The organism is Paracoccus sp. pheM1, from assembly GCF_018499825.1.
Lineage (GTDB): Bacteria > Pseudomonadota > Alphaproteobacteria > Rhodobacterales > Rhodobacteraceae > Paracoccus > Paracoccus versutus.
In genome coordinates, this window is sequence record NZ_JAGXCX010000002.1 from 264647 (window position 1) to 290498 (window position 25852).

Genomic DNA, 25852 nt, shown 5'->3' on the forward strand with positions numbered 1-25852 from the left:
CGCGCATGACCGCGCGCGCATCGCCGTGAACCGCCGCGGTCTCCTTCTTCTTACGCTGCGCTGAGCGGGTCTTCCGGGCCGCCGCTCAGTCAGGTTCGTGCCCGGTCTCCCGTGAGCACATGAAGAAGGATTCCCGAAATGACCGATCCGAACCGCGTATTGATCTTTGACACCACCCTGCGCGACGGCGAGCAATCGCCCGGCGCAACCATGAGCCATACCGAAAAGCTGGACATCGCCGAGATGCTGGACGAGATGGGCGTCGACATCATCGAGGCCGGTTTCCCCATCGCCTCGGAGGGCGATTTCGCCGCCGTTTCCGAAATCGCCAAGCGCGCGAAGAACGCGGTGATCTGCGGCCTGGCGCGGGCGCAGATCCCCGACATCGACCGCTGCTGGGAGGCGGTGAAGCACGCGAAGCACCCGCGCATCCACACCTTCATCGGCACTTCGCCCCTGCATCGCGCCATCCCCAACCTGGACATGGACCAGATGGCCGAGCGCATCCACGACACCGTGACCCATGCCCGCAACCTGTGCGACAACGTGCAATGGTCGGCCATGGACGCGACCCGGACCGAGCACGACTACCTGTGCCGGGTGGTCGAGATCGCCATCAGATGCGGCGCCACCACCATCAACATCCCCGATACCGTCGGCTATACCGCGCCGCGCGAATCCGCCGCGCTGATCCGCATGCTGCTGGAGCGGGTGCCGGGCGCGGACGGCGTCGTCTTCGCCACCCATTGCCACAACGACCTGGGCATGGCGACCGCGAACTCGCTGGCCGCGGTCGAGGCGGGCGCGCGCCAGGTCGAATGCACCATCAACGGTTTGGGCGAGCGTGCCGGCAACACCGCGCTGGAAGAGGTGGTGATGGCGCTGAAGGTGCGCCACGACATCATGCCCTATACCACCGGCATCGACACCACCCGGATCATGGGCCTGTCGCGTCGGGTGTCGCAGGCCTCGGGCTTCCTGGTGCAGCCGAACAAGGCGGTGGTCGGCAAGAACGCCTTCCTGCACGAATCCGGCATCCATCAGGACGGGGTGCTGAAGAACGTCGAGACCTTCGAGATCATGAAGCCCGCCGACATCGGCCTGAACGAGGCCAATATCGCCATGGGCAAGCATTCCGGCCGCGCCGCGCTGCGCGCCAAGCTGAAGGACCTGGGCTATGAGCTGGGCGACAACCAGCTGAAGGACGTCTTCGTCCGCTTCAAGGCCTTGGCCGACCGCAAGAAGGAGGTCTACGACGACGACCTGGTCGCGCTGGTCCAGGATGCGGCGGCCAATACCGAGGACGACCACCTGCAAGTCAAGCACCTGCGCGTGGTCTGCGGCAGCGACGGGCAATCGGCCGACCTGGTCCTGCTGGTCGGCGGCGAGGAAAAGGCCGTCCATGCCACCGGCGACGGCCCGGTCGATGCCTGCTTCAACGCCGTCAAGTCGATCTGGCCGCACCGGGCGCATCTGCAGCTCTACCAGGTCCATGCCGTGACCGAGGGCACCGATGCCCAGGCCACCGTCAGCGTGCGCATGGAGGAAGAGGGGCGCATCGCCACCGGCCAGGCCTCGGACACCGACACCATCCTGGCCAGCGTCAAGGCCTATGTGGGCGCGCTGAACCGGCTGAAGGTGCGTCGCGACATGGTCGGCGAAGGCGCCGACGCCAAGCAGGTCAGCATGTATTCGCACTGACCGCCGCGGCAAGGCGGGGGGCGGTCAGGCCGCCCCCTTGCGTTCGACGAAACCCAGGTCGATGCCTTGCAGGAAGGGAAAATCCTCGGCCAGTTCGCGCTGGAACTCGGCCGGGTCGAGCTGCTGGAACCATTTCGGGAACCTGGCGACGATGGTGGCGACGGAATCGCCCTCGTCCCAGCGGGTCTGGACGTAGCCCAGGCCCCCGACGTCGGTGAAGGCCGGGAAATGCTTGGGCAGCTGGAAATGGTTGTAGGCATAGATGCAGCGCCCCGGCCCGCGCATGCGCACCGCCGCCCCCGCGCCCAGGAAGGGCTGGTGCGCCCGCCAGTAGCTGATCGGCTCGCCCTGGTAGCTGCCCATGACCAGCCCCTGCGGATAGCTGATGGCAAAGGCCGGCAGGTCGGCAAAGCGCCGGGCGTGGCGGTGGATGCGGGCGACGTGATGGCGGCTGAAGGCGTCGTCGTCATCGACGCGGAACTGGATCACCGGCCGGCCCGCCGCCTCGGCCGCCTCGCGCAGGGGCTCGCGCAGCGCGTTCACCGTCTCGCGCTTGTCCGAGACGATCAGCCGGATCTGCGGCACGCCGGCGCACAGGTCGCGCAGCCGCTCCAGCCAGGGGCGCGGCATCTCGGGCGAGGTCAGCAGCCAGAAGCGGAAATCCCCGTCGGTCTGGGCCTTGACCGAGGGCAGGCACAGCGTCTCGAAGGCGGCGAAGCGGCGCTCCAGGCGCTCGGGCGCATAAAGCAGGGCGCCGCGCTGCGCCAGAAGCTCGGGCGCGCCGGCCCCCTGCCCCGCGGTCCCGGCCCAGTCGCACCGGCCCAGGAAGGAAAAGCGGCAGATCCCCACGATAACATCCTGCAAACCCTGCCCTTTCCTCGTGACCCGAACCGGCGGCAGCCTAGCAGCCCGCGCCGCCCGGTCAAGCGTGCGCGGCGCCTGCCCGCGAAACATCGGCGCGACCGGGCGGCGCATCATTTTCCGGTTTCCCCGAGCCGAGGCTCGGCCTATATGTCCAGCACCTTCGGCGGGGCGACTCGCCGGGGCAATCGGGCAATGGCCGCGCGAAAAAGGGCGGCAGGAATGCCGTCTTGGCAGGGACGGCGGAAGGGGTAGTTCACATGGCCTTTGGCGGGTTGTTTTCCACCGATATCGCGATCGACCTGGGGACCGCGAATACGCTGATCTACGTCAAGGGCAAGGGCATCATCCTGAACGAGCCTTCGGTCGTCGCCTATCACGTCAAGGACGGCAAGAAGCAGGTGCTGGCGGTGGGCGAGGACGCCAAGCTGATGCTGGGCCGCACGCCGGGCAGCATCGAGGCGATCCGGCCGATGCGCGAGGGCGTCATCGCCGACTTCGACAGCGCCGAGGAAATGATCAAGCATTTCATCAAGAAGGTGTTCCGGCGCACCACCTTCTCGAAGCCCAAGGTCATCATCTGCGTGCCCCATGGCGCCACCCCGGTCGAGAAACGCGCCATCCGCCAGTCGGTGCTTTCGGCCGGCGCACGCCGCGCCGGGCTGATCGCCGAGCCGATCGCGGCCGCCATCGGCGCCGGCATGCCCATCACCGAGCCGACCGGCAGCATGGTCGTCGACATCGGCGGCGGCACCACCGAGGTCGCGGTTCTGTCCCTGGGCGACGTGGTCTATGCGCGCTCGGTCCGCATCGGCGGCGACCGGATGGACGATGCGCTGATCAATTATCTGCGCCGCAACCACAACCTTCTGATCGGCGAATCGACAGCCGAGCGCATCAAGACCCAGATCGGCACCGCGCGCATGCCCGACGACGGGCGCGGCGCCGCGATCATGGTGCGCGGCCGCGACCTGCTGAACGGCATCCCGAAAGAGATGGAGATCACCCAGGCCATGGTCGCCGAGGCGCTGTCCGAGCCGGTGCAGCAGATCTGCGAATCGGTGATGGTGGCGCTGGAGGCGACGCCGCCGGACCTGGCCGCCGACATCGTGGACCGCGGCGTCATGCTGACCGGCGGCGGTGCCATGCTGGGCGAGCTGGACCTGGCGCTGCGCGAGCAGACCGGGCTGATGATCAGCCTGGCCGACCAGCCGATGAGCTGCGTGGCGCTGGGCACCGGCAAGGCGCTGGAGTTCGAAAAGCAGCTGCGCCACGTGATCGACTACGACAGCTGAGCGGGTTCGGCCCATGGCGCGCAAGGGCCCTGATTACGCGGCTCCGGTCCGCCGCATCCTGGTTTCGCTGCTGGTGCTGGTGCTGCTGGCGGTGTTCCTGTTCTGGCAGATCGACAGCCCGCGCGCCGAGCGGATGCGGGCGGCCTTCATCGACCGCTTCGTGCCCAGCTTCGACTGGGTGATGGCGCCGGTGACGAAGCTGTCGCGCATGGTCTCGGGTTTCCAGTCCTATGCCCGGCTCTACGAGCAGAACCAGGAATTGCGCCGCGAATTGCAGAAGATGGCGGCCTGGAAAGAGGCGGCGGTGCAGCTGGAACAGGAAAACGCCAAGCTGCTGGCGCAGAACAACGTCAGGATCGATCCGGCCCTGACCTCGGTCTCGGGCGTGGTGCTGACCGACAGCGGCACGGCCTTTCGCCAGTCGGTGCTGCTGAACGTGGGCGCGCGCGACGGCATCCTGGACGGCTGGGCGACGATGGACGGATTGGGGCTGGTCGGGCGCATCTCGGGCGTGGGGCAGACCACCAGCCGGGTCATGCTGCTGACCGATCCCTCCAGCCGCATCCCGGTGACGATCCTGCCTTCGGGCCAGCACGCGCTGCTGACCGGGGACAATACCGCCCTGCCGGCGCTGGATTTCATCGAAAGCCCGGAAAACCTGCGCCCCGGCGACCGGGTGGTCAGCTCGGGCGATGGGGGCGTGTTCCCGCCGGGCCTGCCGGTGGGCCAGGTGGCGCTGGCCAGCGACGGCCGGCTGCGGGTGCGGTTGGCCGCGGATTACGGCCGGCTGGAGTTCCTGCGCGTGCTGCGCAGCCACCCGGCCGAGCAGCTTTCCGATACCGGGCTGCTGATCCCGCCGCCGGCGGCGGATTTCATCGGCCCGCCCCTGCCGCCGCTGGCCGACATGCAGGCGGCCGGCGAGGATTCAGGGGCCCAAGCCGGGGCCGGGGATGATTGATCCCGCCCGCCGGCGCCGGTTCCTGGGGCAGGCGCTGTTCGTGGCGCTGTTCCTGGCGATCCTGTTCTGGCGGCTTCTGCCGCTGGCGCCGGGCCGCATCGGCTGGCCGGGGCCGGACCTGGCGCTGTGCCTGGTGCTGGTCTGGGTGCTGCGCCGCCCCGAACAGGTGCCGGTCGCGACCATCGCCGCCCTGTTCCTGATCGAGGACATCCTGCTGATGCGCCCCATCGGCCTGGGCGCCGCCCTGGCCGTCATCGTGACCGAGGCCGCAAGAAAGCGCGAGCCGCATTGGCGCGAACTGCCTTTCATGGTTGAATGGCTGCGGGTCGCGACGCTTCTGGCGCTGATGATGGTGGCGAACCGCATATTGCTGGCGGTGTTCTTCCTGCCCCTTCCTCCGTTCGGGCAGGTGATCTTGCAATTCATCGCCACGGTCGCCGCCTATCCGCTGGTCGCGGGCCTTGCCGGCTGGGCGCTCGGCCTGCCGCGCGGCCGCGCCGAACGAGACACGAGGCATCGCTGAGCCATGCGCAAGTCGGAACGCGAAATCGTCGAAAGCAGCCGGCTCATCACCCGCCGGGTGCTGATGCTGGGGGTGATCCAGGCGGCAGTGGTGTCGGTCTTGGGGCTGAAGCTGCGCTCGATGCAGGTCGAACATGCCGACGAATACCGCATGCTGTCGGACGGCAACTCGATCAAGATCCGCCTGCTGCCGCCGGCGCGCGGGCTGATCCTGGACCGCAACGGCACCATCATCGCCGGCAACGAACAAAACTACCGCGTCACCCTGACCCGAGAGGAGGCGGGCGATGTCTCGGCCGTGATCGCGCGGCTGCGCCACATCATCCCGATGAGCGACCGCCAGGCCGCCGAGATCCTGGCAGAGATCCACAAGCGCAGCGCCGTGACCCCGGTGCTGGTCGCCGACCGCCTGACCTGGGACGAGTTTTCCTCGATCGCGCTCAACGCCCCCGCCCTGCCCGGCGTGACGCCCGAGGCGGGGCTGTCGCGCAGCTATCCGCGGGCGGGCGATTTCGCGCATGTGCTGGGCTATGTCGGCCCGGTCTCGGACTACGACCTGTCCAAGATCGAGGATCCCGACCCGGTGCTGCGCCTGCCCGAGTTCCAGCTGGGCAAGGTCGGCATGGAGTCCAAGCTGGAAGAGGCGCTGCGCGGCAAGGCCGGCTCGCGCCGGGTCGAGGTGAACAGCGCCGGGCGCGAGATGCGCGAGCTGTCGCGGCAAGAGGGGCAGCAGGGCGCTACGGTGCAGACCACGCTGGACGCCGGATTGCAGAATTTCTCCACCCAGCGGCTGGGCAGCGAAAGCGCCGCCGCGGTGGTGATCGACGTGACCAACGGCGACATCCTGGCGATCTCCTCCTCGCCGGTGTTCGACCCGAACAAGTTCGTGCGCGGCATCTCGGGGCCGGATTACCGCGCGCTGATGGAACACGACCACCGCCCGCTGGCCGACAAGACGGTGCAGGGCGTCTATCCGCCCGGCTCGACCTTCAAGATGGTGACGCTGCTGGCAGGGCTCGAGGCCGGGGTCATCAACGCCGGCTCGCGCTTCTATTGCCCCGGCTATACCCAGGTCGCCGGGCGCCGCTTCCATTGCTGGAGCCGGGGCGGCCACGGCATGGTCGATGCGCTGCGCAGCCTCGAGCATTCCTGCGACGTCTATTACTACGAGCTGGCGCAGCGCGTCGGCATCGACCGCATCGCCGCCATGGCGCGCAAGCTGGGCATCGGCGTGCGCCACGAACTGCCCATGTCCGCCATCGCCGAGGGCATCGCCCCGGATCGCGCCTGGAAGAAGGCGCGCTACGACCAGGAATGGCAGGTGGGCGATTCGCTCAACGCCTCGATCGGCCAGGGCTATGTGCTGGCCTCGCCGCTGCAGCTGGCGGTGATGACGGCGCGGGTGGCGACGGGGCGCGCGGTCGCGCCGCGCCTGGTGCGCGCCATCGACGGCCAGGCCGAGCCGGTGCCGGAATGGCCGGAACTGGACATCAACCCGCTGAACCTGCGCACGGCGCGGGCGGGGATGGATGCGGTGATGAACGCGCCCCGCGGCACCGCGCGCCGCTCGCGCATCCTGGCGCCGGAATGGCAGATGGCCGGCAAGACCGGCACCAGCCAGGTGCGCAACATCACCGCCGCCGAACGCGCCCGCGGCGTGATCTCGAACGAGCAGCTGCCCTGGAACCGGCGCGACCATGCGCTGTTCGTCTGCTTCGCGCCCTATGACATGCCGCGCTATGCGGTCTCGGTCGTGGTCGAGCATGGCGGCGGCGGCGGCGCGGTCGCGGCCCCCATCGCCCGCGACATCCTGCTTTATGCGCTGGCGGACGGCCTGCCGCCGCTTTCGGCCTATCCCGAGGCCGAGCGCGCCAAGGTGCAGGAGATGTGGTCGCGCATGAACCTGACCCCCTCGGCCCGCAAGGGCGAGGGCCGCGCAAGGGCCTGAGCCATGAGCTATCTCGACTATCACGTCGCGCAGGTGCCGACGGGCTGGCGCAAGATCCTGTATCTGAACTGGCCGCTGGTCTTCCTGGTCACGGCGGTCAGCTGCATCGGCTTCCTGATGCTCTATTCCGTCTCGGGCGGCGACATCGACAAATGGGCCGGCCCGCAGATGGAGCGCTTCGCCGTCGGCATGGTGCTGATGTTCGCGCTGGCCTTCGTGCCGATCTGGTTCTGGCGCTCGATCTCGGTCGCATCCTACGTGATCTGCGTCGGCCTTCTGGTGCTGGTCGAGGTGATGGGCCATGTCGGCATGGGCGCGCAGCGCTGGCTGGTGCTGGGACCGATCCGCATCCAGCCGTCCGAGCTGACCAAGGTCGCCTTCGTGCTGACGCTGGCGGCCTATTACGACTGGCTGCCGGTGGAAAAGGTCTCGCGCCCGTTCTGGGTGCTGGTGCCGGTGGTGCTGATCCTGCTGCCGACGGCGCTGGTGCTGATGCAGCCCGACCTGGGCACCTCGATCATGCTGATCGCGGGGGGCGGCATCGTGATGTTCGCGGCCGGCGTCAGCCTGTGGTATTTCGCCGCCGTCATCGCCATCGTCGTCGCCGGCATCACCGCGGTCATGGAAAGCCGCGGCACCGACTGGCAATTGCTGCACGACTACCAGTTCCGCCGCATCGACACCTTCCTCGACCCCGGCTCGGACCCCTTGGGCGCGGGCTACAACATCGCCCAGGCGCAGATCGCGCTGGGATCGGGCGGCTGGTCGGGGCGCGGCTTCATGCAGGGCACGCAGTCGCGGCTGAACTTCCTGCCCGAGAAGCACACCGACTTCATCTTCACCTCGCTGGCCGAGGAATTCGGCTTCGTCGGCGCGGGCTCGCTGCTGATCCTCTATGTGCTGATCCTGGGGTTTTGCATGTATTCGGCGCTGACCAACCGCGACCGCTTCGCCAGCCTGCTGACCATCGGCATCGCCGGGACGTTCTTCCTTTACTTTTCCATCAACATGGCGACGGTGATGGGCATGTTGCCGGCCAAGGGCTCGCCCCTGCCGCTGGTCAGTTACGGAGGGACCTCGCTGATGATCCTGCTGATGGCCTTCGGCATCGTGCAATCGGCCCATGTCCATCGGCCTAGGGGCTGACGGGATGCGGGTGCTGTTCGCCGCCCCCGCGCGGCTGTGGGATGCCTGGTCCCCCGCCCTGCGCGCGGCCTGCCCCGAGATGGAGCTGTGCCGGCAGGGCGATCCCGCGGGCTTCGACGCGCTGATCTATGCGCCCGGCTACCCCGAGGACGGCAGGGTGCTGGACTTCACCCCCTTCACGCGCGCCCGCGTGATCCAAAGCCTCTGGGCCGGGGTCGAGCGCATCGTGACCAACCCCACGCTGACCCAGCCGCTCTGCCGCATGGTCGATCCGGGACTGGCGCAGGGCATGGTGGAATATTGCGCCGGCTGGGCGCTGCGGGCGCATCTGGGCATGGACCGCTTTGCCCAGGACGGCGTCTGGCGCAACCAGTTGACCCCACCCCTGGCGCAGCGGCGCGGCGTGACCGTGCTGGGCATGGGCGAGCTGGGCCGGGCGGTGGCCTTGGCGCTGGCGGGCCTGGGCTTTCGCGTCGCCGGCTGGTCGCAATCGGGCCGCCCGGTGCCGGGGATCGAGGTGCTGGCGGGCGACGCCCTGCCCCAGGCCCTGAACCGGGCCGAGATCCTGGTCTGCCTGCTGCCCGACACGGCCGGGACGCGCAATCTGCTGGACGCCGCGCGGCTGTCCCTGCTGCCGCCGGGCGCCACGATCATCAACGCCGGCCGCGGCAGCCTGATCGACGAGGCGGCCTTGCTGGCGGCGCTGGATCAGGGCCTGGGCCATGCGGTGCTGGACGTATTCCGGCAGGAGCCGCTGCCGCCCGAACACCCGTTCTGGACGCATCCGCAGGTGACGGTGACGCCGCATGTCTCGGCCGAGACCCGGCCCGAGAGCGCCGCCCATGTCGTGGCCGAGAACCTGCGCCGCGCCATGCGGGGTGCGCCGCTTTTGCATCTGGTGGACCGGGCGCGCGGCTATTGACCGGCCGCTTCCGGGCATCAGGCCCCGGAATCCTGCCGTTTTGCGCAACTTGCACGCGAAAGGAACCCGGCGGATAACGGGACGGATGGTAACGGCCCCAGGCCGATGGAGCGATTTTCATGACGATCACCCCTGTTCTGCTGGCCGGCGGCTCCGGCACCCGTCTCTGGCCCGTCTCGCGCAAGAGCTTCCCCAAGCAATTCGCCCCGCTGGTGGGCGAGGAAAGCCTGTTCCAGGCCTCGGCCCGCCGCCTGTCGGGACCGCGCTACGCCGCGCCGCTGGTGATGACGAACGCGGATTTCCGCTTCATCGTCGCCGAACAGCTGGACCAGATCGGCATTGCCCCCGCGGCCATCCTGATCGAGCCCGCCGGCCGCAACACCGCCCCGGCGATCCTGGCCGCCGCGCTGGCCGCCGCCGAAAAGGATGCCGATGCGCTGCTGCTGGTCGCGCCCTCGGATCACGTCGTCCCCGATACCGAGGCTTTCGGCCGCGCCGTGGACCTGGGCCTCGCGGCTGCGCAGGCCGGCCGCATCGTCACCTTCGGCATCACCCCCAGCCGGCCCGAGACCGGCTATGGCTACATGGAGGCCGAGGGCGAGGGCGAAGGCCCGCTGGTGCTGAAGCGCTTCGTCGAAAAGCCCGACGCGGAGAACGCGGCGCGCATGATCGCGCAGGGCAATTTCCTGTGGAACGCCGGCATCTTCCTTTTCGCCGCCCGCACCATGATCGACGCTTTCAAGACCCATGCGCCCGACTACCTTGCCCCCGTCCAGGCGGCGCTGACCGAGGCGCGGCTGGACCTGGGCTTCCTGCGGCTTGCGCCCGAGCCCTGGGACCGGCTGCCCGACCTGTCGGTGGATTATGCGGTGCTGGAAAAGGCCCGGAACCTGTCGGTGGTGCGCTATTCCGGCCATTGGTCGGACCTTGGCGGCTGGGACGCGGTCTGGCGCGAGATCCAGGATGGCGAGCCGGCCGAGCGCGGCGCCGTCACCGACACCCGCTCGACCGCGATCGACTGCGACAACGTGCTGCTGCGCTCGCAGGACGAGGGGATCGAGGTGGTGGGCATCGGGTTGCGCGACGTGATGGTCGTGGCCACCGACGATGCCGTTCTGGTCGCCGGCATGGACCGCGCGCAAGAGGTGCGCGAGGCGGTCGGCGCGCTCAAGGCCAAGGGCGCGCGCCAGGCCGAGCATTTCCTGCGCGACCACCGCCCCTGGGGCTGGTTCGAGACGCTGGCGCTGGCCGACCGCTTCCAGGTCAAGCGCATCGTGGTCAATCCCGGCGCGGCGCTGTCGCTGCAATCGCATTTCCACCGCTCGGAACATTGGATCGTGGTTTCCGGCACCGCGCGGGTGACGGTGGACGAAACCGTGACGCTGCTGACGGAAAACCAGTCGATCTATGTGCCGCTGGGCGCCGTCCACCGCCTGGAAAACCCCGGCAAGGTGGCGATGGTGCTGATCGAGGTGCAGACCGGCGCCTATCTGGGCGAGGACGACATCGTGCGCTACGAGGATGTCTATTCCCGCGGCTGACCCCGCTCGCGGCATCGTGGGGCGCGCCGGCTTGCAGGGCCGGGGCCGGCCGTCTAACCATGGCCGGCGATGAGACGGATGACGAAACCCCTGTTTCCGGCCCTGGCCCTGGTCCTGGCCTTGATCTCGGCCCTGGTCCTTGCCGCGCCGACCGCGCGGGCCGAGGAACTGGCGGTGCAGTTGCGCGGCCGGACCCCGGCCGAATCCGCCGGCTTCCTGGTCGCCCAGGCGCGCGGCTATTACGCCGAGGAAGGGCTGACCGTGCGGCTGCTGCCCGCGGACGAGGCGGCCCCGCCCTTCGAGACGCTGGCGCGGGGCGAGGCCGACCTGGCGGTGGCCTGGATGCCCATTGCGCTGGTCGCCCGCGAAAACGGCCTGCCCGTGGTCAATATCGCCCAGGTCTTTGCCCGCCCGGCGCTGCGCCTGACCTGCCTGCGCGAGACGGGGGTGACGGGTGCCGCCGATCTGCGCGGCAAGACCATCGGCAGCTGGTTCGGCGGCACGGAATATCCGCTGCAAGCCTGGCTGAACCGGCTGGGGCTGGTGGCCGATGGCAGCCTGTCCGGCGTCACCCTGCTGGCGCAATGGCCGGGGGCCGAGATGCTGCGCCAGAAACAGGCCGCCTGCATCAGCACGCTCAGCCACGACCCGGCGACGGGCGAGGGGCTGGTCGAACTCGACCCGCAGGAGCAAGGCGCCGCGGTGCTGGAGGACGGGCTCTATGTCCTGCCCGGCACCCTCGCCGGGCCCGAGGCCGAGGCGCGGCTGGCCCGGTTCCTGCGCGCCAGCATGAAAGGCTGGCGCGAGGCGGTCGCCGCACCCGAGGACAGCGCCCGGCTGATCCTTGGCCCCGACCCCGATCCGGGCGCCTTGCAGCGGCAGGCGGGAATGCTGCGCGGCATCGCCGGGCTGCTGTCAGCCACCGGCGCGCTGGACGAGGCCGACTATCGCCGCACGGTCCAGACCCTGCGCAGCGGCGGCGACCGCGCGGTGCTGCGCCGCGACCCGCAGGGCGCCTTCACCGCCGCCGTCAGCGACCGCGCCGCGCCACCCGCAGCCGCCGCCCCAGACCGCGACGCCGCGCCGCTGCGCTGATCGCGATGCCCCCTTGCCGGTCCCGCCGGGCGCGGGCAAGAGGGGGCGCATGAGCGACGACACCCCTTCCCCACGCCACAGCCCCATCGAAGATGCCCAGGGCCTGGCCTATGGCAGTTTCATGGCCGCGGTCGGCGTGCTGCTGCTGACGCATCTGGGCTTCGTCACCGGCCAGACGGCGGGGCTGGCGATCCTGATCTCCTATGCGACGGGCTGGGGTTTCGCGCCGGTCTTCTTCGTGGTGAACCTGCCGTTCTACTGGCTGGGCTATCGCCGGCTGGGGCTGGGCTTCATGCTGAAATCCTTCATCGCCGTGGCGGCGATGTCGACGCTGGTCGCCATCCTGCCAGCGGGGCTGCAATTCGGCCATGTCCACCCGGCGGTCGGGGCGCTGCTGGTGGGGTTCCTGACCGGCTCGGCGCTGCTGGCGCTGTTCCGGCACGGCGCCTCGCTGGGCGGGGTGGGCATCGTCGCGCTGTATCTGCAGGATGCCACCGGCTTTCGCGCCGGCTGGACGCAGCTGATCTTCGACGCCTGCCTCTTTGCCTGCGCGCTGATGCTGCGCGGCTGGCAGCTGGTCGCCTGGTCATTCCTGGGCGCGCTGGTGCTGAACCTGGTGATCGCGATCAACCACCGCCGCGACCGCTATGTCGTCTAGGTAAGGGGGCGGCTCAGGCCGCCACCCCCAGCGCGCGCTTGACATTCGCGGTCCAGCCCAGCAACCGCTGGTCGCCCTGCACGATCGCCGGCCGCTTCATCAGCGAGGGCTTGGCCGAAAGCATCTGCAGGGGCGTGCCCGCGCGTTCCTCATCGGACATGCCACGCCAGGTCAGGCTGGCCCGGTTGACCAGCTTCTCGCCGAAATCGGCGATCATGCGCTGCCATTCGTCGCCATCCAGCGGTGCCTTGGAGACGTCGCGGAACTCCACCTGCCAGCCCGCCGCCTGCAACTCGGCCTGCGCTTTCTGGCAGGTCGAGCAATGGGCGAGGCCATACATCTGAAGCTGCCCCGCCATCACGAACGGCCCTGGGCAAGCGGGTGGGAAAGGAAAGGTGCCTGGGTCATGCGTTCTTCGCTCCTTCTTGGGGGTTGGACGGGCTAGTGGCCGGCGTCATGCAGCCGGGCGCGGATGCGCCGCATCCCCAGCCAGACGCCCAGCACGGCGACGGGGGTCAGGGCCGCGACCAGCACCGCCTTGTCGATATGCAGCGCCTGGGCCAGCGGGTAAAGCGCATAGCCCAGCAGGCCCACCGCGTAATAGCTGATCGCGACCACCGACAGCCCCTCGACCGTGTGCTGGAGCCGCAATTGCAGGTCGGCGCGCCGATCCATGCGTTGCATCAGCTCCTGGTTCTGGGCGCTGCGCTGGACATCGACGCGGGTGCGCAGCAATTCGCCCGCGCGTTCGCTGCGGTTCAGCATCGCCGAAAGCCGCTTCTCGGCCGATTTCGCGGTGCGCATGGCGGGCAGATAGCGGCGGGCCATGAACTCGGTCAGCATCTGCCCGCCCATGAAGCGGGTCTCGCGCAGCGAGGCGACGCGGTCCATGACGATGGCCTCATAGGCCGCATTGGCGCCGAAGCGGAAGGCATGCTGGGTCGCGGCGCTTTCCAGCCGGGTCGAGACCGACAGCAGGTCCTGCAGCACCGCATCGGCGGGGCGGTCGTCGTCGCTCATGCCCTGGACGATGTCGCTGAGCTGCGGGTCCAGCGCATTCAGCTGCCGGGTCAGGTCGCGGGCGCGGCCCAGGCCCAGCATGGACATGGCGCGATAGGTCTCGAGGTCCAGAAGCCGCTGGACGATGCGGCCGATCCGGCCGGGCTGCGTGTCGGGCCGGACGAAAAGCGCAAAGCGCATCCAGCCGGCCGGGTCGATACGGAAATCGCCGGCGACCACCGCCGCCTCCTCCAGCACCCAGACCGAGGCCATGCTGTCGGCCGCGAACCATTCCGACAGCCGCGGCAGGATCTCGGCCGGGTCGTCGGGCAGGAAATCGACCTGGATCATCGCTGCGGCGATTCGCTTGCCCGGCGCCTGGTGCTGCCAGTCCTCGGGAAAGATCGCCCCGGCCGAAGGATCGAAGGGCCGCGGCGGCAGCCCCGGCGCAAAGGCGGCATAGGTGACGAACTCGGTATGGCTTTCCCAGCGCAGCTGGTGGCGGCCAAGCTGCGCCGTGTAATGGCCCGCGCTGGTGTCGGGTCGCGGCGCGCCGTGGCGGGCGCAAAGCTGCGCCAGATGAGCGACATCCCTGCCCCGGTCGCGGTTGGCGGCGTCGCGCGGCTCCTTGATCGCCAGATAGACCGCCGTGCAGGGCGCCCTGAGCCGCGGCGAGGGCCGGGCATGCAATTCGTTCACCAGGGCATAGCGCTGGGGGTGTTCGTCTTCGTCGTTCATGGCCGCATGATTAGCCGCAGGCGCATTTCCCGCAACAGGAAAACCCAGCGATTCCGCGGCGCTGGCAAATCTGCCACGGCAAGCCGCGCCGCATCAGGATTTCGTGAAGCCCCGCCGCATTGCCGGGCAGGCCGCAGCGGGGCAAAATGGGGCAAAACACCGGATCCGGGGGCGGGACATGATGACGGGCTGGCTGGGACGTATCGTCGCATTGGTGCTTGTGCTTGGGCTGGCGGCCTGCGGCCCCAGCAAGTTCAAGACCTATTCCGGCCCGCCCGTGACCCAGGTCGTGGTCAACAAGGGCGCGCGGCAGATGCTGCTTTTGAACGGCAACACGGTGCTGAAGGCCTATCGCATCGGGCTGGGCAACGAGCCCCTTGGCCACAAGCAGTTCGAGGGCGACGGCCGCACGCCCGAGGGGCTTTACTACATCGACCGCCGCAACCCCGACAGCCGCTATCACCTGTCCATCGGCATCTCCTATCCCAACCCGCACGACTCGGTGCAGGCCGCCGAACTGGGCCGCAGCGCGGGCAGCGACATCTTCATTCACGGCCAGGGCCCCGAGGGCCGCGTTCTTTCCCGGCAGAAGCTGGACTGGACCGCCGGCTGCATCGCCGTCACCGATGCCGAGGTCGAGGACGTCTATGCCATGGTCCGCGACGGTACGCCGATCCTGATCACGCCCTGACCGGCCGCCGCGGGGGCGATTCGCCCCATCGGGGCGGCCATGCCGGTTCCTGGGGACCGTGGCCTCGCTGCCTGATCTCGGCCAGGGCCCCGAGGGTTGTCCCCTTTACAGGCAAAGCTGGACTGGCCTGCCCGCTGCATTGCCGTCACCGATGCCAAGGTCGAGGACGTCTATCATGACGTGACGCAACGCCGATCCTGGCTGCGCCCTGACCGGCCGCTGCGGGGCGGCGATTCGGCCCATCAAGACGGCCGTGCCGGTTCCTGGGGACCGTGGCCTCGCTGCCTGATCTCGGCCAGGGCCCGAAGGTTGTCCCCTTTACAGGCAAAAGCTGGACCGGACCGCCCGCTGCATCGCCGTCACCGATGCCAAGGTCGAGGACGTCTATCGTGACGTGACGGAACGCAGATCCTGGCTGCGCCCTGACCGGCCGCCGCAGGGGGCGATTCTGCCTATCGGGACGGTTGCGCCGGTTTCTCGGGATGGGCGTTTCGCCGCGTAATCCGGCCTCTTTCGGCCGGGGGTCGAGCGGGGTGGCCGCCATACGCGCAGAGCTTGTATGGCAGACCTGTTCAAAAGGGCATATACTCATCGGCGGCGGCAAGGATTAACAATTTACATTAAAATGTTAACTCCAAGTTCCATCCCTCCATGTACCTGCCCCCCATCATCCATGACGCGCTGATCGATTCAGCCGAGACCGAGGGCTATGTGCCCGGCGCCATCGAAAGCGTCATGCGCTTCGGCCCGCATTCCCGCTGGTGTGCGGGGGTGATCGCCGCCTGTTCGACCAAGCGCTCGCAGGCCCTGGCCACGCGCTGCGCGCTGCTGATCCCGCGCAAGGGCAAGCGCACGCTCAAGCTGGCGGTGCATCCCTCGCTGCCGGCCGATGTGATAAAGTCGATGCTGAACGCGATCTGAACGCGATCTGATCCGGGGGCCGGCAGGGCCGCGCCGGCTTCAGATGCGGCCGATCTGCTCGGGCAGGATGACGGTGAAGCGGCTGCCCTGCCCGCGTTCGCTTTCGATGCGCAGCCGGCCGCGATGCCGGTTCACGATATGCTTGACGATGGCCAGGCCCAGCCCGGTGCCGCCCTGCTCGCGCGAGCGATGGGTATCGACGCGATAGAAGCGCTCGGTCAGGCGCGGCAGGTGCTGGGGATCGATCCCCTCGCCCTGGTCGGCGACGCAGACCGACCAGGCCGGGCCGCGCAGCACCGGCTCATGCGCCAGCCGCTCCAGCGTCACCGTGGCCACCCCGCCGGCGCCGCCGTATTTCACCGCATTCTCGATCAGGTTGTGAAACACCTGCACCAGCTGGTCGGCGTCGCCCGGCACCGGCACCTTGCCGGCCGGCGCCTGCAACTCCAGCCGCACCCCGGCAGCCATGGCCGCGGGCGCCAGCGTCGCCACCACGCTGCGCAAGAGCCCGGCCAGGTCCAGGTTCTGCGCCGGGCGGCGGCGCTCGTCCTGCTCGACCCGGCTCAGCGACAGAAGGTCGGCGACCAGCCGGTTCATCCGCCCCGCCTCGCGCTCCATGATGTCGAGGAAACGGTCGCGCGCGGCCGGATCGTTGCGGGCCGGGCCGCGCAAGGTCTCGATGAAGCCCATAAGCGCCGTCAGGGGCGTGCGCAGCTCGTGGCTGACATTGGCGACGAAATCGCGGCGCATCTGCTCGGTCTCCTCGTCGCGCGAGCGGTCCTCGATCGCCACCGCCGCGCCGACCAGCCCCGGCGCCCGCAGGGCCGTGACCGTCACCTCGCAGAACACCCGCCGGTCGGCCGCGCCCAGGGTGACGGCCAGCCGCGCCCGCTCCTGCCCGGCCAGCACGGCGTCCAGCGCGGCATTCACCTCGGGGTGGCGCAGCACGGTGACAAAGGGCCGCCCGCCCGGCACCGCGCCCAAAAGCGCCTCGGCCGCCTCGTTCGCGCCGATGATGCGCGCATGGCCGTCCACCGCCAGCATGGCCACCGGCACGCCGCGCAGCAGCGCGTGCAGCCGCTCTTCGATCATCCGCGGGCGACCTGCGCCAGCCCCTGGCGGAAGCGGGCGGCGTTGCGGTGATAGCCCTCGGCCGATTTCAGCAGCCGCTCGCGCGCCGCCTCGTCCAGCTCGCGCACCACCTTGCCCGGCGCGCCCATGACCAGAGAGCCGGGCGGGATCACCTTGTTCTCGGCGATGAGCGCCCCGGCGCCGATCAGCGAACCGGCGCCGATCCGCGCCCCGTTCAGGATGATCGCGCCCATGCCGATCAGCGCCCCGTCCTCGATGGTGCAGCCGTGCAGGATGGCGCGGTGGCCGATGGTGCAATTCGCGCCGATGCTCAGCGGATAGCCGATGTCGGTATGGCAGACCGTCAGATCCTGCACGTTCGAGTTGCGGCCGACGCGGATCTCCTCGTTGTCGCCGCGCAGCACGGCGCCGAACCAGACGCTGGCGCCCGGCTCCAGCACGATCCGGCCCATCAGCTGCGCATCCGGCGCCACCCAGGCGTCGTCGGCGATTTGCGGCGCGATGCCGTCCAGTTCCCAGATCATGCCCTTTCCTCCTCCATGAGCGCGCGGACGAAGGGGCCCAGCCCCACCTGCCGGGCGCGGCGCATCCGTTCGGCCCGCAGGATGGTCTTCAGCGCCTCGGCGCTGCGATCCAGATCGTCGTTGACTACGACATAGTCGTATTCCGCCCAATGGCTGATCTCGTCGCGGCTCTTGCGCATGCGGGCGGCGATGACCTCGGGCGCGTCCTGCTGGCGCCCGACCAGCCGCCGTTCCAGTTCGCGCAGGCTGGGCGGCAGCACGAAGATCGAGATGACATGCCCGCCCAGCGACGAGGCGCGGATCTGCTGGCCGCCCTGCCAATCCACGTCGAACAGCGTGTCGCGCCCGGCGCGCATCGCCTCTTCGACCGGGCCGCGGGGGGTGCCGTAGAAATTACCGAAGACCTCGGCATGTTCCAGCATCTCGCCGGCGCCGACCATGGCGCGGAACTGCTCGGGGCTGCGGAAATAGTAGTGCTCGCCCTCGACCTCGCCGGGGCGCGGCTTGCGGGTCGTGGCCGAGACCGAAAAGCGCAGGCCCGGATCCCAGTCCATCAGCCGCCGCGCCAGCGTCGATTTCCCCGCCCCCGAGGGCGACGACAGGATCACCAGAAGTCCGCTGCGCTCCATGCTTCTCTGCCTTGTTCCCCGCGTTCCAGCGCCGCCTGAATGACCCCGCCCGCCAGCGGGGTCAAGCCCCGCGCGGGGGCGCAGGTTTTTAACCACCGGCAAAGAAATCGCTCGGCAGCCGGGGGCGAAGGGGCTAGATTTGCGGCAGGGGATGGTTTCACGGGTGGCAGGGTAAGGCCGGACGAATGTCGAACGACCACGGACAGGACGGGGATTCCCCGCACGGGGCCGATTCGCCTCGGGGCCGGCCCGGCAAGCTGCTGCACCTGGCCGATTACGAACCCGTGCAGGTCGAGCGCACCCTGGGCGAATTGCGCGGCTATTGGGAAGGGCTGCGCCATGGCCGCGCCATTCCCGACCGCGCCGATGTCGAGCCGCGCGGCATCCGCCGGTCGCTGGACTATGCCTTCATCCTGGAACGCATCGCGCCGGGCGCAGCCCGGTTTCGCCTGGCCGGGCGCCATCTCATCGACCTGATGGGGATGGAGGTGCGGGGCATGCCGCTTTGCGCCCTTCTGAACACCAGTTCGCGCGGCCGGCTGTCGGACGTGCTGGAAAGCGTGTTCCGCGCGCCCCAGATCGCCGAGATCGCGCTGGCCTCTCCCGCCGGCTACGGCCGTCCGGCGCTGGAGGGGCGGATGCTGCTCCTGCCGCTGCGCTCGGACCTGGGGGACGTGACGCGGGCGCTTGGCTGCCTGGTCGCCGAGGGCCGGATCGGCGAGGCGCCGCGCCGCTTCGACCTGCTTTCGGACATTGTCTCGCCGGTCATTCCCGGCGCCAGGGTGCTGGAGCCCTCGCCCTCGCGGCAGGGCTTTGCCGAGCCGCCGCAGCGCTGGAAGGGCGCGCCGCCGGCCGATGCCGCCGCGCCCCTGCCCCGCGACGCCAGCCCCGAGGAGCGCCGCGCACATTTCCACCTGATCCGCAACGACAGGTCGCCAAAGCCGCCCGGCACTCGCCCCTGATCTCGGAACCGGCCTCTGCCGGCGCGCATGGACTGGCGCGCACGAAAAAGGGCGGCAGGGCCAAGGCCCGCCGCCCTTGTCATTTCCCGTCGCGCCGGGTTCAGCCGGCCTTGGCCTGCCGGCTTGCGCCGTTGACGCGGCGGCTGCGCAGCTCTTCGGCCACCAGGAAGGCCAGTTCCAGCGACTGGCTGGCGTTCAGCCGCGGATCGCAGGCGGTGTGATAGCGGTTCGACAGATCCTCGTCCGTGACCGCGCGCACGCCGCCGATGCATTCGGTGACGTCCTGCCCGGTCATCTCGAAATGCACGCCGCCGGGGATGGTGCCTTCGGCGCGATGGACGGCGAAGAACTCGCGCACCTCGCGCAGCACCGAATCGAAGGGACGGGTCTTGTAGCCCGAGGCCGACTTGATGGTGTTGCCGTGCATCGGGTCGCAGGACCAGACGACATTCGCCCCCTCTTCGCGCACCGCCTTGATCAGCCGCGGCAGGTGGTCGCCGACCGAGCCGGCGCCGAAGCGGGCGATCAGCGTCAGCCGGCCCGGCTCGTTTTCCGGGTTCAGCCGGGCGATCAGCGCCTTGAGGTCGCCCTCGCTGATCGAGGGGCCGCATTTCAGCCCGATCGGGTTCTGCACGCCGCGGCAGAACTCGACATGCGCGCCGTCGACCTGGCGGGTGCGGTCGCCGATCCAGATCATGTGCCCCGAACCCGCGACGGGCAGGCCGGTGGTCGAATCGATCCGCGCCAGCGCCTCTTCGTATTCCAGCAGCAGGGCCTCGTGGCTGGTGTAGAAATCCACCGTCCCCAGCCCATGCGCGGTTTCCGAGGTCACGCCCGCCGCCGCCATGAAGGCCATGGCGTCGCTGATCCGGTCGGCTATGTCGCGATAGCGCGCCGCCTCCTCGCCGCCGGTGAAGTCGCTGATCCAGCTTTGCACCCGGTGGATGTCGGCATAGCCGCCGGTCGAGAAGGCGCGCAGCAGGTTCAGCGAGGCCGCGGCCTGGGTATAGGCCGCCAGCATGCGCTGCGGGTCGGGGATGCGCGCCTCGGCGGTGAAGTCGAAACCGTTGATGATGTCGCCGCGATAGCTGGGCAGCTCCTGCTCGCCGATCTTCTCCATCGGGGCCGAGCGCGGCTTGGCGAACTGGCCCGCCATGCGGCCGACCTTGACCACCGGCAGCTGCGCGCCCCAGGTCAGCACGACGGCCATCTGCAGCATGACCTTGAAGGTGTCGCGGATGTTGTCGGCCGAGAATTCGGCAAAGCTTTCGGCGCAGTCGCCGCCCTGCAGCAGGAAGGCGCGGCCCGCCGCGACCTCGCCCAGCGAGGCTCTCAGCCGGCGCGCCTCGCCGGCAAAGACCAGCGGCGGGTATTTGGCCAGAAGCGCCTCGACGGCGGCGACGGCGTCCTGGTCGGGATAGTCGGGCATCTGGACGCGCGGATAGGCGCGCCAGCCACGCTTGTCCCATGCCTGTGCCGGGGTCGCGGAACTGGAATTCGTCGGTGCCATGATCCTATCCTTCATGCAAGCGGTGCCTGCCATATAGAGGGTGCAGGACCAAAGGAAAAGCCTTGCGCGCGCCGCGATTGCCTGCTGATCTGCCGCGAATTCCTGACGCGCGACCGACATGCCAGACCACGATCCAGCAGTCTCCCCCGCTCCGGGGCCGAATCCGGCCCCCGCGCTGCGCTATGTGTTTATGTTGCTGGACCGCTTCACCATGGTCTCATTCGCCGCCGCGATCGAGCCCCTGCGGCTGGCCAACCGGCTTTCCGGGCGCGAGCTTTACGAATGGCGGCTGATCGGCGAACAGGGCGAGACCGCGCTTTGCTCGAACGGGGCGCGCATCCTGCTGGACGGCCCGCTGGCCGAGACCCGGCGCGGCGACACGGTGCTGGTCTGCGGCGGGCTGGACGTGGCGCGGGCCGCGACGCGGCCGGTGCTGGCCTGGCTGCGGCGCGAGGCGCGGCGCGGCACCCGCATCGGCGCGCTTTGCACCGGCGCCTGGGTGCTGGCCGAGGCCGGGCTGCTGGACGGCCGCCGCGCCACCATCCACTGGGAAAACCAGGACGGCTTTGCCGAGAAATTCCCCGATGTCACCCTGATCCGCACCGTATTCGTCGAGGACGGCAACCGGCTGACCGCCGCCGGCGGGACCGCCGCCATCGACCTGATGCTGCGCCAGATCGCCCGCGACCACGGCGCGGAACTGGCCAGCCGCGTGGCCGACCAGATGATCCACACCGCCATCCGCTCGGAAGAGGACCAGCAGCGCCTGTCCAGCCCCGGCCGGATCGGCGCGCACCATCCCCGGCTGGCGCAGGTTCTGGCCCGGATGGAGGCCAATATCGAGGATCCGGTCAGCCCGGCGCGGCTGGCCGCCGAGGCGGGCCTGTCGCCGCGCCAGCTGGAACGGCTGTTCGCCCGCCACCTGGGCCGCTCGCCCAAGCGCTATTACATGGAGCTGCGGCTGGAACGGGCGCGCCACCTGCTGCTGCAGACCCCGATGAGCGTGATGGAGATCGCCCTGGCCTGCGGCTTCGCCTCGGCCGTGCATTTTTCGAAATGCTATCGCGCGACCTATGGTTGCACGCCCTATCGCGAACGCGGCGCGGCCGGGGCGCATTAGCGGAACTTCCGCTGCGGCAAGTGCCCGATCGCGCGCCTTCCGCGGTCGCCAACACGCTTTTCTTTTCATTCGCGCGCTTATAACCTGTCAGACAGGACAATGTTCCACTCAGGGAGACGACTGATGAAAAAGCTTCTTCTGGCCAGCGCCGCCGGAGCCTTGCTTGCCGGTGCCGCCGGCGCCGAGGAAATCAAGATGGGCATTTCGCTGGGCCTGACCGGCCCCTTGGAATCGATCTCGCCGGCAATGCAGAAAGGCGCGGAACTGGCGATGAAGGAGGTCTCGGACAGCGGCAAGCTGCTGGACGGCTCGACCGTGACCCCGGTGGTCGCGGACAACACCTGCATCGACGCGGCCGCCTCGGTTGCCGCCGTCACCCGGCTGGTGACCGCCGAAGGCGTCAAGGGCGTCATGGGCGGCATGTGTTCGGGCGAAACCATCGCCTCGCTCGAACAGGTTGGCGTGCCGCAGGGCGTGGTGATGATCTCGCCCTCGGCGACCTCGCCCGCGCTTTCGACCATCGACGACAAGGGCTTCTTCTTCCGCACCTCGCCCTCGGACGCGCGCCAGGGCGAAGTCATGGCCGACATCGTGCTGGAACGCGGCATCAACAGCGTCGCGGTGACCTATACCAACAACGACTACGGCAAGGGCCTGGCCGACAGCTTCGCCGACGCCTACAAGGCCAAGGGCGGCACCGTCACCGTGGTTTCGGCCCATGACGACGGCAAGGCCGACTATTCGGCCGAGGTCGCGGCGCTTGCGGCCGCGGGCGGCGATGCGCTGGTCGTGGCGGGCTATGCCGACCAGGGCGGCTCGGGCGTCATCCAGGGCTCGCTCGACACCGGCGCCTTCGAGGTCTTCGTGCTGCCCGACGGCATGGTCAACAACGTGCTGGTCGAGAAGTTCGGCACCCAGCTGGAAAACTCGTTCGGCCAGAACCCCTCGGCCGAGGGCGAGGGGCATGACAAGTTCGACGCGCTCGCCAAGGAGGCCGGCTTCGACGGCACCTCGGCCTATGCCGGCGAATCCTACGACGCCGCCGCGCTGATGCTGCTGGCCATGCAGGCCGCCAAGTCCTCGGACCCCACGGTCTACAAGGACAAGGTGATGGAAGTTGCCAACGAGCCGGGCGAAAAGATCTATCCGGGCGAGCTGGCCAAGGGGCTGGAGCTGCTCGCGGCGGGCCAGGACATCGACTATGTCGGCGCCACCTCGGTCGAGCTGATCGAGCCGGGCGAAAGCGCCGGCGTCTATCGCGAGGTCGATTTCAAGGGCGGCAAGCTGAACGTCATAGGCTACCGCTAAGGCCCGCAGGTCGCGGAAAGGGTCCGGTCTCCGGGCCCTTTTCACAATCAAGAACAATCCCGTAAGGGAAATTCTTCATGCAACGCATGAAGCTGGGGAGCACTATGATCCAGGTCCACGACCTGCACAAGCATTTCGGAGGCTTCCGCGCCGTCGATGGCGCCAGCCTGACGATCGAGACGGGCTCGATCACCGGATTGATCGGCCCGAACGGCGCCGGGAAATCCACGCTTTTCAACGTCATCGCCGGCGTTCTGAAACCGACGGCCGGCCGAGTGACCATGGCCGGCGAGGACATCACCGGCCTGCCGCCGCACGAGCTGTTCCACAAGGGGCTGTTGCGCACCTTCCAGCTGGCGCACGAGTTTTCCTCGATGACGGTGCGCGAGAACCTGATGATGGTGCCCGGCGGTCAATGCGGCGAGACGCTGCTGAACACCTGGCTCCGCCGCGGCCGCATCCGCGAGGAGGAGCGCGCGCTTCGCAAGAAGGCCGACGAAGTGCTTGAGTTCCTGACCATTTCCCATGTCGCCGACGAAAAGGCCGGCAACCTGTCCGGCGGGCAGAAGAAGCTGCTGGAACTGGGCCGCACCATGATGGTGGATGCGAAGATCGTCTTTCTGGACGAGGTCGGCGCCGGGGTGAACCGCACGCTGCTGGGCACCATCGGCGATGCCATCGTGCGGCTGAACAAGGAGCGCGGCTATACCTTCTGCGTGATCGAGCATGACATGGATTTCATCGGCCGGCTTTGCGACCCGGTGATCGTCATGGCGGCGGGCAAGGTTCTGGCCCAGGGCTCCGCCGACAGCATCATGAAGAACGAGGCGGTGATCGAGGCCTATCTGGGCACCGGCCTGAAGAACAAGGTCGCGGCCGAGGTGGCCGAGGAGGCCGCCTTCGGCGAAAGCCACGGCGCCCAGCCCGGCCTGGGGGCCGAGGCGGGCCGCGGCGGCGACGGCAAGCCAGCGGGAGAGCTGTGATGGCAGAGCCCTATCTTTCCGCCACCGACATGCGCGGCGGCTATGGCAAGGCCGACATCCTGAACGGCTGCACCCTGACGGTCGAACGCGGCCAGATCGCCGTGATCGTCGGCCCGAACGGCGCCGGCAAGTCGACGGCGATGAAGGCCGTCTTCGGCATGCTGGCCCTGCGCGAGGGCAAGGTCGCGCTGGCCGGCGAGGACATCACCCGGCTGACCCCGCAGGAGCGGGTGCGCAAGGGCATGGGCTTCGTGCCGCAGACCCACAACATCTTCCCGACCATGACGGTCGAGGAAAACCTGGAGATGGGCGCCTTCATCCGCGAGGACGATTACCGCGACACCATGGCCCAGGTCTATGAGCTGTTCCCGGCCGTGGCCGACAAGCGCAGGCAGAACGCCGGCGAATTGTCGGGCGGCCAGCGCCAGCAGGTCGCCGTCGGCCGGGCGCTGATGACCCGGCCCAGCCTGCTGATGCTGGACGAGCCGACCGCTGGCGTCAGCCCCATCGTCATGGACGAGCTGTTCGACCGCATCATCGAGGTCGCCCGCACCGGCATCTCGATCCTGATGGTGGAACAGAACGCCCGCCAGGCGCTGGAGATCGCCGACATCGGCTATGTGCTGGTGCAGGGCGCCAACCGTTACACCGACAGCGGGCAGGCGTTGCTGGCCGATCCCGAGGTCCGCCGCACCTTCCTGGGGGGCTGAAGATGGACATGCTGAACGCCCTCGTGGCCATCCTGAACTTCGTGGTGATCCCCGCCGCCTCCTATGGCGCGCAACTGGCGCTTGGGGCGCTGGGGGTGACGCTGATCTACGGCATCCTGCGCTTTTCCAACTTCGCCCATGGCGACACCATGGCCTTCGGCGCCGCGCTGGTGATCCTGATCACCTGGGGGCTGCAGGCCATCGGCATCGGCCTGGGCCCGCTGCCCACGGCGCTGCTGGCCCTGCCCTTCGGCATCGCGCTGACCGCGGTCTTCATCCTGGGCACCGACCGCGTGGTCTATCGCTTCTATCGCAGCAAGCGCTCGGCCCCGATCATCCTGGTCATGGCCTCGGTCGGGGTCATGTTCATCATGAACGGGCTGACGCGGCTGATCATCGGCGTCGACGAGATCCGCTTCGACGACGGCGCGCGCTTCCTGGTCAGCGTGCAGCAGTTCCGCGCCTGGACCGGGCTGTCCGAGGGGCTGTCGCTGCGCGTCAGCCAGGCGCTGACGCTGGTGGTGACGGCGCTGGCCTGCTGGGCGCTGTTCCGCTTCCTGAACCGCTCGCGCGCCGGCAAGGCGATGCGCGCCTATTCCGACAACGAGGACCTGGCGCTGCTGTCGGGCATCGACCCCGAGCGGGTGGTGCGCCTGACCTGGCTGATCGCCACCGCGCTGGCGGTGACGGCGGGCACGCTTTACGGGCTGGACAAGTCCTTCAAGGTCTTCAACTATTTCCAGATCCTGCTGCCGATCTTTGCCGCCGCCATCGTCGGCGGCCTCGGCAATCCGCTGGGCGCGGTGGCGGGCGGCTTCATCGTCGCCTTCTCCGAGGTGGCCGTGACCTATCCCTGGCGCAAGATCGCGACCTACCTGGGCTTTGAGCCCCAGGGGCTGCTGCAGCTTCTGTCCACCGAATACAAGTTCGCGGTCAGCTTCGTGATCCTGATCGTGGTCCTGCTGTTCCGGCCGACCGGCCTGTTCCGCGGCAAATCCGTCTGAGGAGGGCGTTTATC

Annotated in this window: 25 protein-coding genes; 18 read left to right on the top strand and 7 right to left on the bottom strand. The window is 69.0% G+C overall.

All coding sequences use genetic code 11. From position 1 onward, the window contains the following. Positions 1–138 precede the first annotated feature (138 nt). A complete protein-coding gene (locus tag KF941_RS15395) occupies positions 139–1701 on the top strand; it encodes a 2-isopropylmalate synthase (protein WP_036753989.1) in 1563 nt (520 codons plus the stop codon). Between the two features lie 24 nt (positions 1702–1725). Here the strand turns inward: KF941_RS15395 and KF941_RS15400 are convergent, their stop codons facing one another. Further along, positions 1726–2550, bottom strand: a complete 825-nt coding sequence (locus tag KF941_RS15400) for a putative rhamnosyl transferase (RefSeq protein WP_276241747.1) — start codon at positions 2548–2550, stop codon at positions 1726–1728. 272 nt (positions 2551–2822) lie between these two features. Here KF941_RS15400 and KF941_RS15405 point away from each other — a divergent pair, with 272 nt between their 5' ends. The 9 genes from KF941_RS15405 (at position 2823) to KF941_RS15445 (ending at position 12647) form a co-directional block, all read left to right on the top strand. Then, on the top strand, positions 2823–3857 hold the full coding sequence (locus tag KF941_RS15405; RefSeq protein ID WP_036753983.1) for a rod shape-determining protein: 1035 nt from the start codon (positions 2823–2825) through the stop codon (positions 3855–3857). Positions 3858–3870: 13 nt separating this feature from the next. Beyond that, positions 3871–4815 carry a rod shape-determining protein MreC gene (gene mreC / locus KF941_RS15410; protein ID WP_036753980.1) on the top strand — a complete coding sequence of 315 codons (945 nt, stop codon included), beginning with the start codon at positions 3871–3873 and terminating at the stop codon, positions 4813–4815. Then, a complete protein-coding gene (locus KF941_RS15415; protein WP_114535424.1) occupies positions 4808–5338 on the top strand; it encodes a rod shape-determining protein MreD in 531 nt (176 codons plus the stop codon). The genes mreC and KF941_RS15415 overlap by 8 nt, the downstream gene beginning before the upstream one ends. A gap of 3 nt (positions 5339–5341) precedes the next feature. Then, a complete protein-coding gene (gene mrdA, locus KF941_RS15420; protein WP_036753974.1) occupies positions 5342–7285 on the top strand; it encodes a penicillin-binding protein 2 in 1944 nt (647 codons plus the stop codon). 3 nt (positions 7286–7288) lie between these two features. After that, a complete protein-coding gene (gene rodA / locus KF941_RS15425) occupies positions 7289–8431 on the top strand; it encodes a rod shape-determining protein RodA (RefSeq protein ID WP_036753972.1) in 1143 nt (380 codons plus the stop codon). Positions 8432–8435: 4 nt separating this feature from the next. Beyond that, positions 8436–9353 carry a glyoxylate/hydroxypyruvate reductase A gene (locus tag KF941_RS15430; RefSeq protein WP_214273861.1) on the top strand — a complete coding sequence of 306 codons (918 nt, stop codon included), beginning with the start codon at positions 8436–8438 and terminating at the stop codon, positions 9351–9353. 119 nt (positions 9354–9472) lie between these two features. Beyond that, positions 9473–10894, top strand: a complete 1422-nt coding sequence (locus tag KF941_RS15435; RefSeq protein ID WP_036753967.1) for a mannose-1-phosphate guanylyltransferase/mannose-6-phosphate isomerase — start codon at positions 9473–9475, stop codon at positions 10892–10894. Between the two features lie 78 nt (positions 10895–10972). Beyond that, positions 10973–11989, top strand: a complete 1017-nt coding sequence (locus tag KF941_RS15440; protein WP_240540444.1) for an ABC transporter substrate-binding protein — start codon at positions 10973–10975, stop codon at positions 11987–11989. Positions 11990–12038: 49 nt separating this feature from the next. Continuing rightward, positions 12039–12647 carry a YitT family protein gene (locus KF941_RS15445; protein ID WP_214273863.1) on the top strand — a complete coding sequence of 203 codons (609 nt, stop codon included), beginning with the start codon at positions 12039–12041 and terminating at the stop codon, positions 12645–12647. A gap of 13 nt (positions 12648–12660) precedes the next feature. Here KF941_RS15445 and KF941_RS15450 read toward each other — a convergent pair whose 3' ends face one another. Beyond that, complete coding sequence (locus KF941_RS15450) at positions 12661–13005, bottom strand: ArsC/Spx/MgsR family protein (RefSeq protein WP_240540445.1); 345 nt, start codon at positions 13003–13005, stop codon at positions 12661–12663. Between the two features lie 83 nt (positions 13006–13088). Then, positions 13089–14384: a DUF3422 domain-containing protein gene (locus KF941_RS15455; RefSeq protein WP_214273864.1), complete on the bottom strand. Its 1296-nt coding sequence runs from the start codon at positions 14382–14384 to the stop codon at positions 13089–13091. 181 nt (positions 14385–14565) lie between these two features. Between KF941_RS15455 and KF941_RS15460 the strand changes: the two genes are divergently transcribed. Next, positions 14566–15075 carry a L,D-transpeptidase family protein gene (locus tag KF941_RS15460; protein WP_036754065.1) on the top strand — a complete coding sequence of 170 codons (510 nt, stop codon included), beginning with the start codon at positions 14566–14568 and terminating at the stop codon, positions 15073–15075. A gap of 651 nt (positions 15076–15726) precedes the next feature. Further along, positions 15727–15996: a hypothetical protein gene (locus tag KF941_RS15465; protein WP_036753958.1), complete on the top strand. Its 270-nt coding sequence runs from the start codon at positions 15727–15729 to the stop codon at positions 15994–15996. Between the two features lie 39 nt (positions 15997–16035). Here KF941_RS15465 and KF941_RS15470 read toward each other — a convergent pair whose 3' ends face one another. From KF941_RS15470 to gmk, 3 genes are read right to left on the bottom strand one after another with little or no spacing between them, the layout of a single operon-like run. Next, positions 16036–17088, bottom strand: coding sequence for an ATP-binding protein (locus KF941_RS15470; RefSeq protein WP_214273865.1), 1053 nt, complete (start codon positions 17086–17088; stop codon positions 16036–16038). Continuing rightward, positions 17085–17612 (bottom strand): gamma carbonic anhydrase family protein, encoded by a 528-nt coding sequence (locus tag KF941_RS15475; protein ID WP_114535430.1) that lies wholly within the window; start codon positions 17610–17612, stop codon positions 17085–17087. The genes KF941_RS15470 and KF941_RS15475 overlap by 4 nt, the downstream gene beginning before the upstream one ends. Then, a complete protein-coding gene (gene gmk, locus KF941_RS15480; protein WP_214273866.1) occupies positions 17609–18241 on the bottom strand; it encodes a guanylate kinase in 633 nt (210 codons plus the stop codon). The genes KF941_RS15475 and gmk overlap by 4 nt, the downstream gene beginning before the upstream one ends. A gap of 185 nt (positions 18242–18426) precedes the next feature. Between gmk and KF941_RS15485 the strand changes: the two genes are divergently transcribed. Next, positions 18427–19203, top strand: a complete 777-nt coding sequence (locus KF941_RS15485) for a PAS domain-containing protein (protein WP_214273867.1) — start codon at positions 18427–18429, stop codon at positions 19201–19203. Positions 19204–19303: 100 nt separating this feature from the next. Here the strand turns inward: KF941_RS15485 and KF941_RS15490 are convergent, their stop codons facing one another. Continuing rightward, positions 19304–20713 (bottom strand): 3-deoxy-7-phosphoheptulonate synthase class II, encoded by a 1410-nt coding sequence (locus KF941_RS15490; RefSeq protein ID WP_036754062.1) that lies wholly within the window; start codon positions 20711–20713, stop codon positions 19304–19306. A 118-nt stretch (positions 20714–20831) separates the two neighbouring features. On the opposite strand from KF941_RS15490, the gene KF941_RS15495 reads away from it, so the two are divergent. The 5 genes from KF941_RS15495 to KF941_RS15515 all read left to right on the top strand — a co-directional run bounded on the left by KF941_RS15495 (position 20832) and on the right by KF941_RS15515 (position 25838). Continuing rightward, positions 20832–21833, top strand: coding sequence for a GlxA family transcriptional regulator (locus KF941_RS15495; protein WP_214273868.1), 1002 nt, complete (start codon positions 20832–20834; stop codon positions 21831–21833). A 123-nt stretch (positions 21834–21956) separates the two neighbouring features. Beyond that, on the top strand, positions 21957–23141 hold the full coding sequence (locus KF941_RS15500) for an ABC transporter substrate-binding protein (protein WP_036753941.1): 1185 nt from the start codon (positions 21957–21959) through the stop codon (positions 23139–23141). A gap of 104 nt (positions 23142–23245) precedes the next feature. Continuing rightward, a complete protein-coding gene (locus KF941_RS15505) occupies positions 23246–24124 on the top strand; it encodes an ABC transporter ATP-binding protein (RefSeq protein WP_036753939.1) in 879 nt (292 codons plus the stop codon). After that, positions 24124–24834 (top strand): ABC transporter ATP-binding protein, encoded by a 711-nt coding sequence (locus tag KF941_RS15510; protein ID WP_036753937.1) that lies wholly within the window; start codon positions 24124–24126, stop codon positions 24832–24834. Before KF941_RS15505 ends, KF941_RS15510 begins: the two co-directional genes overlap by 1 nt. Before the next feature lie 2 nt (positions 24835–24836). Further along, positions 24837–25838, top strand: a complete 1002-nt coding sequence (locus KF941_RS15515; protein WP_036753934.1) for a branched-chain amino acid ABC transporter permease — start codon at positions 24837–24839, stop codon at positions 25836–25838. Positions 25839–25852: the final 14 nt, after the last annotated feature.